A 12,219-nucleotide genomic window follows, 5' to 3' on the forward strand; every position below is an offset into this window, starting at 1 on the left:
TGTAATAGCCAGACGCGCGGTGCTTCACGGAGACATGGGCTTGCGCCCCTGCTTGACAATTGCGGCAAGGATTCAGACATTGGGGGACGACTCCTTGGGTAGGAACACCGTGACGCGCGTTCGCACGCACCGCCAGGACGCGCGGCGGACGCAAGGGGACTGCCCGGCTGAAACAACTGCAGCCCTGCCCTGGCGACACCGCACGCGGGGGCGTGACGGCGGCGTCAAGACAAGGCTCGGGCGCTCCGGCTGTCACACGGCGACAGCCGGCCCGCCCTTCCTGGCACTGCGTTCCTGCCTAGTCCGCGGTGAAGTACAGGTTGTCGAGCAGGAGGAACTGACCGGTCGTGCCACCCTCGGCCGCGAAGGTGAACGGTGACGACACGTCATTGAGCTTCAGGCCCGCCGCGACGAAGTCCGCGACGGGGATGGCCAGGTGGTGCCACTCACCATCGTTCGCCCAGCCATATTTGGTGACGGTGAGCGGGTTGCCCTTCTCAGCGGTGCCCGTGCCGCTGGTCATGCCGATCTTCACGTTGGCGAAGGCGGCGTCGGACGACTTCATGCTGACGTGGAGCGTCTTCCACGCATCGAAGTTGTGCGTCTGCTTCCAGTGCACGCCGAAGCCCATCCACGGCTTGCCGTTCTGCACGATGCGGTCGGCGGACTTGCCCTCGACGTGGTCGGGGTCCGACTCCACGTAGACGGTGTTCTCGTAGAGGTAGAAGTTGGAGTCGATGTTGTCGAGGATGATCTCCTGCGAGCGGCCCGTCTCGTAGAAGATGCCCACCATCAGACGGGCCTTGCCGGCCTCGTAGGGGAACGGCCCCGGCAGCATGTCCGAGGGCTGCGTCCCGCCGTCGGGGTTCTGGTCGTCCGGCAGCTCCTGGCCTGAGTAGTCCGCCGGGCCCGGATCCGGGCGGCAGGCGGCGAGCAGCAGCAACAGGCCCCACACTGGCTTCTTCATGGCTTCACCGCCCGGTCCGCACCACTGGAGGTCTTCACCATCACCCAGCCGCCAGCCACGGTGCCGCCCAGCTCGACGACGCCCTTGTACGCGGGCGTCACCAGGTCGTAGGCCACCGTGCCGGACGCGTCGTACGTCACCGCGTCCGGGAAGTTGTCGAGCACGGACTGGTAGGCCTTCACCGCCATCTCGCGCGTCTGCGCCAGGCTGCCCTGGTCCGCCAGGCCCCGCTGGTAGATGGCGGCCAAGTTGAGGGCCACGTAGTACTGCGCTTCACCGTACGGCCCGTTCGCGAGCACCGTGGCCCACGAGTAGTAGGCCGCCACGGGGTCCGCCCCGGACTGGATCTGCCACTTCGTCTCCGTGCCCACCCCCGACAGCGCGAAGGGGTTGTTCGGGTCATCCAGCACGGAGGTGTTCGGGTAGATGCCCATCGCCGGGTCGGTGACCGTGAAGGTCATGTCGTCCAGCGACTTGCCGTAGATGATGGTCGGGTCTTCGTAGCAGCCGGACAGCGCGGCCACGGCGGCGGCCAGCAGGAAACCAGTCCTCATGTTGCGTGTTCCCTCAGAGAGAAAGGATGGCATACGCGCCCACCTCGTACTCGCGACCCTTCAGGCCCTCGGTGATGCCCCGATCGTTGAGGCCCTCCGAGTACTCATCCAGCATGCGCACCAGCCCCCGCAGGCCGAAGCGCGTGGACACCGCGCCCAGCACCGGCTTCTTCAAGCCGTAGGACAGGTCCCCGCCCAGCTGCACCGGGTAGGTGAGGTTGAAGACGCGGTGGTAGTCGTACGGACCCCAGTCGTTGAAGCGCAGCTGGGCCGCGAGCAGCAGCGTGTCGAAGAGCGCGGAGCCGTCCAGGCCGAAGCGGTGGATCTGCCGGTTGTCCTCGCCGGAGGACTGCTGGCTGCCCACGTACGCCGTGCCGTACAGGCGCAGGCGCTGGGTGGGGTTGCCCACCAGGCGCAGGGACGTCTCCCACTCATCGCGGGCCACTGGCGCGCTGCCGAAGGCGATGGTGCTGCCGTCCGCGAGGATGGCGATGCCCGCGTCGCGCGACGTGGGCTGGTGCCGGTAGACGATGTCCAGGCCCGCGGCGAACGGCGCGTCCTCGCGCATGTCGCGGTCCCACGACCAGAACCAGGTGCCCGGCGTCGGGTCGAAGGTGATGAGCAGCTCGCCGCCCAGCGTCTCGCGGTTGTCCAGCACGCTGAACGAGTCCACCAGCACGCTGCGCGGACGCACGCCCGCGTAGTACATGCCGGTGCCAGGGTCGTACGCGTCCGAGATGGTGGGGTTCGGCCCGATGAGGGGCCGCTGGTACAGCACGTTGGGCGACACCTGGATGGAACCAAACTGCAACGCCGCGCCCAGCTGACCCGCGTAGTGGTTGCCGCGGCCGCTCTCGCGCAGGCTCCAGCCGGTGATGATGTTGCCCTGCTCCGGCCCGCTGTCCGCGACGAGGCCGCGGAAGGAGGACTGCACCAGCCAGCGCACCGGCCCCATGTCGTAGGTGAGCCGCGCCTTGGCGCCCAGCGTGTCCAGGAACTGCACCTTGTCCTGGAGCACGTCGTAGCCGCTGTTGAGGTAGCTGGGGCCGCCTTCCGGCGCGGCGCGCGTATAGGTGAACGTCTCGCCAATGCGCTGGGGCGCGGAGAGCAGACCGCCCACGTCCAGCACCAGCTTGCCGGTGGCGTACTGGAAGTTGAGCGCCGTCCTGCGCGCGATGCGCTCACGCACCACGGAGGCCGTGGACGACGACGAGCCCTGCGCCAGGTCCTCCTGGTGCACCAGCGTCACGTTCACCGGGCCCACGTTGTTGCGGTACTTCGCCACCACGGAGGGGTTGGCGCCCCAGTACAGCTCCGGCCCGACGGCGACCTTCAACCCATCCATGGCCTTCTTGCCGCTGAACACCACGCCGAAGGGCGCGTTGCCGTGGTAGATGTCCAGGTTCGGCCCGTAGTTCGCCTCGCGGTAGAGGTTGAAGAAGTCACCCTCCTCGCCCCAGTGGTAGTGGCCGGTGCGGTAGTAGCCTTCCAGCGCGAAGTCCGAGCGGTCGAACTTGAACTCCGCCTGATACAGGGCGAAGCGATCCAGCGCGGACTGCTCACGCGCCGGGGCGCCGGGGCCCACCGGGATGTCACCCGAGGTCGGCGTGGAGGGCGTGCCGCGGTTCTCGTAGAACAGGTTGTTGAGCCGGTTCTGCGCCACGTTGCCCACGACGTTGAACGACGCGCGGCCGTAGACGCCGCTGGCCGGCTGCAACGCCAGGTCGAAGAAGATGGATTCGGTGTGGTCCGCCGAGCTCTGGTTGGGCCGCACCGTCGCGATGCTTCCGCGCGACAGGGAGCTGTCGAGCAGCAGCCGCAGGTTCGACACCCGCACCGCGCTGAGCTCCTCCGTGCGCGCCAGAGCCACCGACGAGGTGTAGCCGCTGGTGAGCGCGGACGGACGGATGCCCGCGAAGTAGTCGCGGATGGAGTCCGGGTTGGTCGTCGTTGCGTACGGGTCCAGCCGGAACACGGCCTGGAGGACGTAGTAGGCGGTGCGCGGCTGGATGCCGCTGATGCCATTGGAGTCCGGCGGGCCCAGGGCCGCGATGCCGAACCACTCCTCGTTCATGTTGTTCTGGCCGGGGACGAAGTCGGCCGCGTAGCCGCCGTTGGGCCACGTCGCGGTGGTGTCGTGGATGGACAGGTTGGATTCCTGGCCGTGCTTCCACCAGCCGTCCACCCACTGGAACACGAAGCCGCCGATGGCGGTGCCGGACAGACCCTGGCCGTAGCCCTCCAGGTAGATCTGCTCCCACTGCGTGCGCAGGTACTCCGCCTGCGCCACGTGGTCCTCGCGGCCCGCGCGGGCGTCATAGGCGTCCGCGCCGAACTCGCTGAAGAAGACCGGCTTGTTGAGCTTGGCCTTCACCTCCGCGAACAGGTCGCGCGCGGTGGGGCCGCGGTAGACGTTCGTGCCCAGCACGTCCAGGTCCTGGCAGTGCTTGGCGATGAGGTCGATGTACTGGAGGTCGCCGTTGGCGATGGACACAGGGTGGTTCGTGTCCCGCTTCTTCACCGTGCGGGCCGCCTCGCCGTAGAGCGAATAGAGCGACTCCGCGCGGGCGGCGTCCTCGTGGCCCGGCAGGGCTTCGATCTCGAACGACGTCCAGTGCAGGCCGTAGTTGTTCTCGTTGCCCAGCAGCCACATCAGCACGCCGGGCACGTCGCGGTAGAGCTCCACCTTCTCCGCCAACGCGCCGAGGATGGCCTTGCGGTGGTCCGGGTTCGAGTAGTCGATGTTGACGACCATGACCCCGTTCACCGGGTGGCCATAGCGTCCCATCAGCGGGTTGAGCAGCGTGTGGATGCCGTAGTTCCGGTAGATGTACTCGACCCAGACGGGCGGGATGTCGTCGAACTGGCGGATGGCGTTGAAGCCCGCGTCGCGGAGCATCCCCATCTCTTTCGCCAGCACCTGCTTGATGAAGTCCTCCGGCTGCGTCCAGAGCGAGTACCGGTAGTTCTCACCGATGGGCGTGTAGCCCCAGTTCACGCCGTGGACGGGGAAGTCCTTCCCGTCCACCTGGAGCTTGAAGCCGCGCTCGTCGTGGATGACACGCGTCACCGTCGTGCGCTTCGCGTCCGAAGACACGACGGCCTGCGGGGCCGGAGCCGCCGGCGCAGCGATGGGAGCGTCCGCGGGCGCCTGCGGCTCGGACGTCGCCTGCCCCGGCACGGGCGCGGCGGCATCCACGGGGCCAGCGGAAGGCGGCTGCGCGGTGGGCGGAGACTGGAGGGGCGAGCCCGCACCGGACACCTGTGCCCAGGCCTGGGTGCCACCGCACAACGCCAGACACGTCGTCAGGAAGAGCCTTTTCAAGCGGCCTGCTCCACGTCCAGGCCGTTCTGGGCCACGACGTCACGATAGAGATGGGCGCTGTCCTTCGGGATGCGCTGCTGGGTGGCGTAGTCCACCCACACCAGGCCGAAGCGCTTGGTGTACCCGTAGGCCCACTCGAAGTTGTCCAGCAGCGACCACGCGAAGTAACCCGCCAGCTTCACGCCCTGCGCGATGGCGTCACTGCACGCCGCCAGGTGCCCGCGCAGGTACTCCACGCGCTGCACGTCGTGCACGCGCCCGTCCGCGCTGGGGGTGGTGGAGTACGCGCAGCCGTTCTCCGTGATGTAGATGGGGCCCGGCTTGTATTCCTTCTCCAGATGCACCAGCAGGCGCGTGAGGGAGGCCGGGCACACCTCCCAGTCCATGTCCGTCTTGTCCGGGCGCACGAACACGGTGCGCGGCGCGTTCTGCTCTTCCGGGATGCGGTTGCTGCGCAGGACGGCGCGCGAATAGAAGTTCACGCCCAGGAAGTCGGTGGGCGCGGCGATGGTCTCCAGGTCGCCGGGCTGGATGAAGTCCAGGTTCGGGGACGCGATGCGGCCCGCCTTCACGTGGTCTTCAATCACGTCCTGCGGGTAGCCCCGGCCGTAGAGCGGCTCCAGGAACCAGCGGTTGAAGCCGCCGTCGAAGTCGCGGGTCGCGTCCGCGTCCTCCGGGCTGGGCGACGCGGGCTCGCCCGGCGTGAGGTTGAGGGTGATGCCCACCTCCGCGTTCTTCACGTTGGCGCGCAGCACCTTCACCGCGTTGCCGTGCGACACCATCAGCGTGTGCGCCGCGGCCAGCATCTTGGACCAGTCCTTGTGACCCGGTGCGTGCTCGCCGTTGCCGTAGCCCAGGTAGCTGATGCACCAGGGCTCGTTGTGGGTGATCCAGCGATTCACTCGGTCGCCCAGGGCGCGGCTGATGACGTCCGCGTACTCCACGAAGGCGTCACCGGTGGCGCGCGCGGGCCAGCCGCCCTGGTCCTCCAGCACCTGCGGCAGGTCCCAGTGGTAGAGCGTGACGAAGGGCTCGATGCCCGCGCCCAGCAGCGAGTCCACCAGGCGCGAGTAGAAGTCCACGCCCGCCGCGTTCACCCGGCCCCGGCCCTCCGGGAGGATGCGCGGCCACGCGATGGAGAAGCGGTAGGACTTCAGCCCCATCCAGCGCATCAGTTCGATGTCCTCCGGCCAGCGGCGGTAGTGCTCACAGGCCACCGAGCCGTCGGACTTGTCTTGGATCTTCCCCGGGGTGGCGGCGAAGCGGTCCCAGATGGACTCGCCCCGGCCGTCCACTCGGGTGGCGCCCTCAATCTGATACGCGGAGGTGGCCACTCCCCAGAGGAAGTCAGGAGGAAACTGACGCATCGGCGGTAACTCCTTTCGGAACTTCAAGGTGGCAGCGGACGAGGTGATTCGCGGCCGGCAGGACGTCGGGAGGCGTGAGGGTGGAGCAGCGCGGCTCGGACACCGGGCAGCGCGGAGCGAAGGGACAGCCCACGAGCGGCGGCGACCCCGTGGCGGGGCGCACCGGCAGCGCGGCCTGGAGGAAGTCGTCCCCATCCGGCACCGCGGACAGCAGCAGCTTCGTGTACGGGTGGCGCGGCTGGCGCAGCACTTCATCCGCCCTGCCCGCCTCCACCACGGTGCCCGCGTAGAGCACGAGGATGCGGTCGGCCAGGTGGCGCGCGCTCGCCAGATCGTGGGTGATGAACAGGATGCCGATGCCGCGCTCCTGCGTGAGGCCGCGAAGCAGCTGCAGCACTCCCTTGCGCGTGGACACGTCCAGCATGGACGTGGGCTCGTCCGCGATGATGACCTGCGGCTCCACCGCCAGGGCGCGAGCCACCGCCACGCGCTGACGCTGGCCGCCGGACAGCTCATGCGGGTAGCGCTTCGCGAAGGCCTCCGCGGGCGTCAGGCCCACGGACTCCAGCAGCGACAACACCCGCGTGCGCAGGCCGGACTTCGGCACCCGGCCATGGCGCACGAGCGGCCGCTCCAGGTGATAGGCCACCGTGTGCACGGGGTTGAGGGATGCGAACGGATCCTGGAACACCATCTGCACCCGGCCGCGGTAGTCCAGCGACGCCTGCGCGCTGCCGTCCGCCAGCACGTCGCGTCCGGCGAGCCGCAGCTGCCCCGCGTCCGGCATGTCCAGCCGGGCCAGGAGCCGCGCCAGCGTGGACTTGCCGCTGCCGGACTCGCCCACCAGCGCGACGATCTCCCCCGGCTGGAGGGAGAAGGACACGCCCTTGAGGATGGGCTTGCGCTCACGGGAGAAGAAGCCGCCCGCCAGGTAGCTGCGGGTGAGCCCTTCCGCCTCCAGGAGGGGCGCGCTCATCGGTGACCTCCAGGGATGGCGGCGACGCGCGTGGACGGACGGGACACGGTCAGCTCCGGCGCCTTCTGAACCGGCGGCGGAGCGGCGTCCTTCGCGGACAGGTGCGGGAACGAGGACAGCAGCAGCTGCGTGTACGGGTGGCGGGCCCCGGCGCGCAGGTTGGCGGACGTGTCCACCTCCACCAGCTTGCCGCCCTGGAGCACGCCCACGCGGTCCGACAGCGCGAGCAGCAGCGGCAGGTCATGCGTGATGAAGAGCATGGCGAAGCCCAGCCGCTGCTTGAGCTCCACCATGCGCTGGAGCAGCTCCTTCTGCACCACGACGTCCAGCGCCGTGGTGGGCTCGTCCATGATGATCAGCCGGGGCTCCAGGGCCAGCGCCAGCGCGATGCCCACGCGCTGCCGCATGCCGCCGGAGAGCTGGTGCGGCCACGCCGTCACCAGGTCCGGCGACAGGCCCACCATGCCCAGCAGCTCCCGCGCGCGGGCGTAGGACGTGGCGCGCGACACGCGGCCGTGCGCCGCGAGCGTGTCGTGGAACTGCTCGCCCAGGGTGAGCACCGGGTTGAGCGCGCTCATGGCGCTCTGGAACACCATGGACACCTGGCGCCAGCGGAACGCGCGCAGGGCCGGGCCCTCCAGCGCGGTGACGTCCATGCCGTTGAAGAGGATGCGCCCCTGCGCGACGCGCGCGGAGGCAGGCAAGAGGCCCAGCAGCGCGGAGCCGATGGTGGACTTGCCGCTGCCGGACTCACCCGCCAGGCCGAACACCTCGCCCGGCGCCACGTCGAACGACACCGAGTCCACCACGCGGGAGGCGCCCTTCTCCGTCGCGTAGTCGATGCACACGTCCTGCACGCGCAGGAGCACGCCCGGCACCGGCTTCTCCAGGTGCGCGCGCGGGGCGGTGCTCGCGGGCAGCGCCGCCGGCTTGTGCACGCGCAGCGAGGGGTTGGTCAGCTCGTCGATGGCGGAGCTCAGCAGCGTGAGCGCGAAGCCCACCAGCGCGATGCACATGCCCGTGGGGACGAAGATCCACCAGGAGCGCGTGAGCAGCGCCGCGTCGTTGCCGGCCCAGTAGAGGTTGGTGCCCCACGTCACCACGCTCACGTCGCCCAGGCCCAGGAACTCCAGGCCCACCTGCGCGCCCACGGCATAGAGCGTGTTCCCGATGAACGATGAGCCCACCAGCGACGCCATGTTGGGCAACAGCTCCCGCGACACGATGCGCGAGTGGCTCTCCCCCGTCACCACCGCGGCGGACACGAAGTCGCGCCCGCGCAGGGCCAGCGACTCCGCGCGGAACACACGCGCGTTCCAGGCCCAGCCCGCCACGGTCAGCACCGCCACCATCCGCAGCGGTCCGGACGGCAGGTACGCGCCCAGCACGATGGCCAGCGGCATGCCGGGAATCACCAGGAACACGTTGGTGGTGAGCGACAGCACGTCGTCCACGCGGCGGCCCAGGTAGCCCGCGGTGATGCCCACCAGCGCGCCCACCAGCGTCACGAGCGCGCCCACCGCGAAGCCCACCGCCAGCGTCTGGCGCGCGCCCACCACGGTCTGCGCGAGCACGTCCTGTCCCTGTCCGGTGGTGCCGAACCAGTGCGCCGCGTTGGGCGGCTGGTGCGGCCGGCCCACGAGGTCCGTGGGGTCCATCACGAAGAAGGGCCCCACCACCGCGAGCAACAGGAAGAACAAGAGCAGGCCGCCGCCCACCGCCGCCTTCCGGTGGCGGGAGAGCCTTCGCAGGAAGTCACGCATGGGCGCGGGTCCTCGGATCCAACCAGAGGCAGATGAGGTCCACGGCGAAGTTCGCCGCGAGCACCGCCAGCGTGATGACCAGGAAGAGCCCCTGCATCAGCGGGTAGTCCTGGTTGCGCACGGCGAGGATGAGCAGGTAGCCCGTGCCCGGATAGGAGAAGACGATCTCCGTCAGCAGCGAACCGGACAGCACGAAGCCCACCGCCATGCCGAAGCTGGTGACGTTGGGCAGCAGCGCGTTGCGCGCGGCGTAGCGCAGCATCACCTGCCGGGGCGGAAGGCCGCGCGCGTGCGCCAGGCGGATGGAGTCCGTGCCCAGCGTGGCCACCATCGTGTTGCGCATGCCCAGCATCCACCCGCCCAGCGTGGCCACCACGATGGAGGACGCGGGCAGCACCGCGTGGCGGGCCACGTCCGCGGCGAACGCGAACGACAGCCCCGGCTCCATGTCGTGTCCGTACGCGTGGCGCAGCGGGAACCACCCCAGCACGAAGCCGAAGAGGTACAGCGCCAGCATGGCCAACCAGAAGTACGGGAAGGCCCCCAGGAACGCGAGCGCCGGAGCCAGCCCTGAGTCCAGCCACCCGCCGCGGTTCCACGCGGCGAGCACGCCCAGGAAGGACCCCAAGACGAAGCTGATGATGACCGCCACGCCCGCCAGGGCCACCGTCCACATCAGGCCGGTGCCAATGACTTCCGTCACGCGCGCGGGGAAGTAGGCGTAGGACATGCCCAGGTCGCCCTGCACCAGGTGCTTCAGGTAGGTGAAGTACTGGGCGTACAGCGGCGCGTCCGTGAAGCCGAAGGCGGCCTTCAGCGCGCCCATGGCCTCCGGCGCCACCTTGCCCTCGAAGCGCGCGAACATGGCCGCGGCCGGGTCGCCGGGAGCCAGGCGCGGAATCACGAAGTTGAGCGTGAGCGAGGCCCACGCGGCGATGAGGTAGAAGCCCATTCGCCGGAGGATGTAGCGGCCCATGGTCAGCGCTCCCTCGGGGACAGCTGCGTCAGCACCAGCAGGCTGTCGGGCTCCGCGTGCGGCGCGAGCCGCGCGTAGGGGTTCTGCTCGGTGGGGAAGCCCGTGAAGCGCGAGGAGTTGGACTCGCCCCAGGACGGGTTGGGGAACAGCGGGATGGCGGGCGCGGTGGCGGAGAAGCGCTGCTGCACCTGGGACATCAGCGCGTGCTGCTCCTCCGGCGTGCCGGCGCGCTCGAAGCGCACGAGCAGCTCATCCGCCTGCGCGTCGCCCATGCGGTGCCAGTTGGCCGCGGCCACCTCGCCCACCGGCCGCACCGTGCGCGGTGACAACAGCCACTTGTAGAAGTTGTACGGAGTGGGGCCGTCCAGCGACCAGGAGATGGCCAGCTGGAACTCGCCCTTCTGCAGCCGCGTGAACCAGGTGCCGAACTCGTACGTCTTGAGCGTCACGCCGATGCCCAGCTTGCGCAGGTCGCGGCCCACCACCTGCCCCGCCCGCACCCAGTCCGACCACCCGCTCACGACCTCCAGATCCAACGCGAAGGGCTGCCCATCCTTCAGGCGCCGCATGCCGTCCGAGCCGCGCGTGAGGCCCGCCTCGTCCAGGAGCTTGTTCGCCGCGGCCAGGTCGTAGTGCGTCCACGCGTCCTTGGCGACCTCCGCGTCCTTCCAGCCGGTGTACGCGTCGTTGAGGGCGGTGGCGTCCGCGGGGCGGGTGTAGCCATACATGGCCACCTCCACCAACCGGTCGCGGTCCAGCGCCATGCTCAGCGCCTTGCGCACGCGCACGTCATCCAGCGGCGGGCGCGTGGTGTTGGGATAGAGGAAGACGGTGCTGCCGTAGAGCGGGAACCAGCGCGCGTGGTGCGCGGGGTCTCTCGACACGAAGGTGCGGTCCACGGCCGGCACGAAGTTGCCCGCCCAGTCCACCTCCCCCTCCACGAGCGCCATGTTGGCCTGGTCGTTGGTGGGGAACGCGAGGAAGCGCAGCGCGGACACCGCGGGCTTGCCGGGCTGCCAGTAGTGCGGGTTCCTGCCCAGCTCGTAGACCTGGTTGCGGAACAGCGTCACCTGGGTGAACGGCCCGGTGGCCACCGGCTCCGGGTTGGTGAACGTCACCGGGTCCGCGACGTCCTTCCACACGTGCTGGGGGACGATGATCTGATGCGCCAGGTCGCTGAAGCCCGGCAGGTACACGCGCGAGAAGGTGAAGGCGACGGTGCCCTTCCCTTCCGTCTTCACGTCCGTGAGGAAGCGCCACACGCCGCCCGCGTCCAGCGCCGGGTGCTGCTTGAGCAGGCCGAAGGTGTAGACGACGTCGTCCGCGGTGAAGGGCTTGCCGTCGGACCAGAGGACGCCGTCGCGCACGTTGAAGCGCAGCGTGAGCTGGTCCTCCGACCACGCGTGGCCGGTGGCGAGCCACGGCACCCACTTGCCCTGCGCGGAGCTGAAGATCTCCATGCACTCGTACACGCCCGCCCGGGTGGGCCAGCGCGCACCGGCGCCCGCGAACAGCGGGTTGAAGTTGCGCACCCACGCGCTCTGCTGCTCCACGGAGACGAAGAGCACGCCCGGCGGCCGGGGGCGCGGCTCGGACGAGCACGCCACCAGCAGCGCCAACGGCAGGAGCGCGCGGGCGAACCTCACTGCGCGGCCCTTTCGTAGACGCGCACGTAGTCCACCTTCATCGTCTGCGGGAACACCGTCTTGGAGTCCGGCGGGCCCACGAACGAGCCGCCCACCGCGATGTTCAGGATGATGAAGTGCGGATGGTCGTAGACCCACTTCCGGCCGGACGGCAGGCTCTTCGGCGTCACCTCGAAGAAGACGGTGTCGTCCACGATGAAGCGCAAGAGCTCCGGCTCCCACTCCACCGCGTAGATGTGGAAGTCCTCGGCGAGCGGCGGCCCGGAGACGGCGTGCTGGCGGCCGAGGTTCGAGCCACCGGAGTAGCCCGGCCCGTGCACCGCGCTGCTGACGACGGAGGGGATCTGCCCCTTGTGCTCCATGATGTCGATCTCGCCGCAGGCCGGCCAACCGACGGAGTCCACGTCCGCGCCCAGCAGCCAGAACGCCGGCCAGATGCCCCGGCCCGTGGGCAGCTTGATGCGCGCCTCGATGCGGCCGTAGGCCTTGCTGTAGCGGTTCTTCGTCGTCAGGCGCGCGGACGTGTAGTCGTTGTTGCCGTAGCGCTCACGGCGCGCGGTGATGGCCAGGTGGCCCTCGCCGTCCAGCGACGCGTTCTCCGCCCGCGACGTGTTGTATTCGTACTGGCCATTGCCCCACCCGTCC

General features: G+C 69.5%; 9 protein-coding genes. All 9 read right to left on the minus strand.

The features are described from left to right. Window positions 1–298 precede the first annotated feature (298 nt). Window positions 299–967, minus strand: a complete 669-nt coding sequence (locus tag D7V77_RS18720; RefSeq protein ID WP_120577648.1) for a putative glycoside hydrolase — start codon at window positions 965–967, stop codon at window positions 299–301. Beyond that, on the minus strand, window positions 964–1,521 hold the full coding sequence (locus D7V77_RS18725) for a hypothetical protein (RefSeq protein ID WP_169820693.1): 558 nt from the start codon (window positions 1,519–1,521) through the stop codon (window positions 964–966). Before D7V77_RS18725 ends, D7V77_RS18720 begins: the two co-directional genes overlap by 4 nt. 13 nt (window positions 1,522–1,534) lie before the next feature. Then, window positions 1,535–4,846, minus strand: a complete 3,312-nt coding sequence (locus D7V77_RS18730; RefSeq protein WP_120577650.1) for a hypothetical protein — start codon at window positions 4,844–4,846, stop codon at window positions 1,535–1,537. Next, window positions 4,843–6,213, minus strand: coding sequence for a GH1 family beta-glucosidase (locus tag D7V77_RS18735; protein WP_120577651.1), 1,371 nt, complete (start codon window positions 6,211–6,213; stop codon window positions 4,843–4,845). The genes D7V77_RS18730 and D7V77_RS18735 overlap by 4 nt, the downstream gene beginning before the upstream one ends. After that, the gene (locus D7V77_RS18740; RefSeq protein ID WP_120577652.1) at window positions 6,194–7,189 is read right to left on the minus strand and encodes an ABC transporter ATP-binding protein; all 996 of its coding nucleotides are present in this window, start codon (window positions 7,187–7,189) and stop codon (window positions 6,194–6,196) included. The genes D7V77_RS18735 and D7V77_RS18740 overlap by 20 nt, the downstream gene beginning before the upstream one ends. Then, window positions 7,186–8,952, minus strand: a complete 1,767-nt coding sequence (locus tag D7V77_RS18745) for a dipeptide/oligopeptide/nickel ABC transporter permease/ATP-binding protein (protein WP_120577653.1) — start codon at window positions 8,950–8,952, stop codon at window positions 7,186–7,188. The genes D7V77_RS18740 and D7V77_RS18745 overlap by 4 nt, the downstream gene beginning before the upstream one ends. After that, entirely contained in the window at window positions 8,945–9,928 is a 984-nt protein-coding gene (locus tag D7V77_RS18750; protein WP_120577654.1) for an ABC transporter permease, read from the minus strand. The genes D7V77_RS18745 and D7V77_RS18750 overlap by 8 nt, the downstream gene beginning before the upstream one ends. 2 nt (window positions 9,929–9,930) lie before the next feature. Then, window positions 9,931–11,574 carry an ABC transporter substrate-binding protein gene (locus D7V77_RS18755; RefSeq protein WP_120577655.1) on the minus strand — a complete coding sequence of 548 codons (1,644 nt, stop codon included), beginning with the start codon at window positions 11,572–11,574 and terminating at the stop codon, window positions 9,931–9,933. After that, window positions 11,571–12,219 (minus strand): glycoside hydrolase family 16 protein (locus D7V77_RS18760; RefSeq protein WP_147452098.1); only part of this gene is annotated, 649 nt, incomplete at its 5' end. The genes D7V77_RS18760 and D7V77_RS18755, both read right to left, overlap by 4 nt.

The organism is Corallococcus sp. CA041A, assembly GCF_003612075.1.
Taxonomy (GTDB): Bacteria; Myxococcota; Myxococcia; order Myxococcales; family Myxococcaceae; genus Corallococcus; species Corallococcus exiguus.

Coding starts and splice junctions, on each gene's coding strand:
- D7V77_RS18720 (WP_120577648.1), bottom strand. CDS start 967: ATGAAGAAGCCAGTGTGGGGCCTGTTGCTGCTGCTCGCCGCCTGCCGC.
- D7V77_RS18745 (WP_120577653.1), bottom strand. CDS start 8,952: ATGCGTGACTTCCTGCGAAGGCTCTCCCGCCACCGGAAGGCGGCGGTG.
- D7V77_RS18750 (WP_120577654.1), bottom strand. CDS start 9,928: ATGGGCCGCTACATCCTCCGGCGAATGGGCTTCTACCTCATCGCCGCG.
- D7V77_RS18740 (WP_120577652.1), bottom strand. CDS start 7,189: ATGAGCGCGCCCCTCCTGGAGGCGGAAGGGCTCACCCGCAGCTACCTG.
- D7V77_RS18735 (WP_120577651.1), bottom strand. CDS start 6,213: ATGCGTCAGTTTCCTCCTGACTTCCTCTGGGGAGTGGCCACCTCCGCG.
- D7V77_RS18725 (WP_169820693.1), bottom strand. CDS start 1,521: ATGAGGACTGGTTTCCTGCTGGCCGCCGCCGTGGCCGCGCTGTCCGGC.